General features: G+C 79.0%; 1 protein-coding gene. It reads left to right on the plus strand.

Annotated features, from left to right (window positions below):
- Positions 1–1157 (plus strand): AfsR/SARP family transcriptional regulator (locus tag JNW98_RS23090; protein WP_223770189.1); only part of this gene is annotated, 1157 nt, incomplete at both ends.

Below are 1157 nucleotides of genomic sequence, written 5' to 3' on the forward strand. Positions count from 1 at the left end.
ACGCTCGACACCGAACTCTTCCGGGACCTCCTGGCGCGAGGGCGCGAGGTCCGGGACCGGTCGGACGCCGGTACCGCCCTCGGACACCTCCGGGACGCCCTCGCACTGTGGCGCGGCACCCCCTTCGGCGACGCGGACACCCCGTACTTCACCGCCGAGCGGGAGCGCTGGGAGCAGCTGCGGTCGGCGGCCACCGAGGAGCTGGCCGCCGTGCAGATCGGCCTCGGCCGGTACGGGGAGGCCGTGGCGATGCTCGAAACGGCCCTCGCCGGACGGCCGTTGTGGGAGAAGCTGTGGGAGCTGCGGATCCGGGCGCTCGCCGGTCTCGGCCGCCGGGCCGACGCCCTGGCCGCCTACCAGGACGCGCGCCGCCTCCTGCACACCGAACTCGGCCTGGAACCCGGCCCCGGCCTGCGCGCGCTGCACCACGGCATCCTCGCCCAGGAACCGCCGGCCCCCGCCGTTCCCCCGGCCGCGCGCTCCGAGGAACTTCCCGCGCCGCCCGCCGACTTCGTCGGCCGGGCCGCCGAACTGGCCGCCCTCACCGAGCGGCTGACGACCCCCGGCGGTCCGGCGGTGCTGGCCCTGACCGGCCCCGCCGGGGTCGGCAAGACCGCCCTGGCCCTCCGCGCCGCGCACGACCTGCGCGCGCACTTCCCCGACGGCCGGCTCTACGCGCGGCTCGCCGCGCCCGACGGCGCCCCGAGGCCACCGGAGGACGTGCTCGGGGAACTGCTGCGGGCCCTCGGCGTCCCGGCCCCCGCGGTCCCCGGCCCGGTGGCCGAACGCGCCGCGCTGTGGCGGCGGATGACGGACGGCAGACGGCTGCTGCTCGTCCTGGACGACGTAGTGGCCGGCGCCCGGCCGGACCCGCTGTTCCCCGTGTCAGCCGGCTGCGCGGTCCTGCTGGCAGGACGCCGCCCGCCCGAGGGCGTGGCGACGGCGGCCCTGGACGGCCTCACCCTGGCGGACGCGTTGCAACTGCTGGGCGCGGTCGTGGGCCACGAGCGGCTGCGGCGCGAGGCCGAGCCGTCCGCCCGGCTCGTCTCCACCTGCGAGTACCGGCCGGGGGCCCTGCGGGCCGCCGCGGCCCGGCTGCTGGCCGACCCGCACCGCGGCGTGCGCGAGGTCGAGCGGGAGCTGCGCACCGGCGCGGG

Origin of the sequence: Streptomyces huiliensis (assembly GCF_020037025.1) — a bacterium.
GTDB classification, from domain to species: domain Bacteria; phylum Actinomycetota; class Actinomycetes; order Streptomycetales; family Streptomycetaceae; genus Streptomyces; species Streptomyces huiliensis.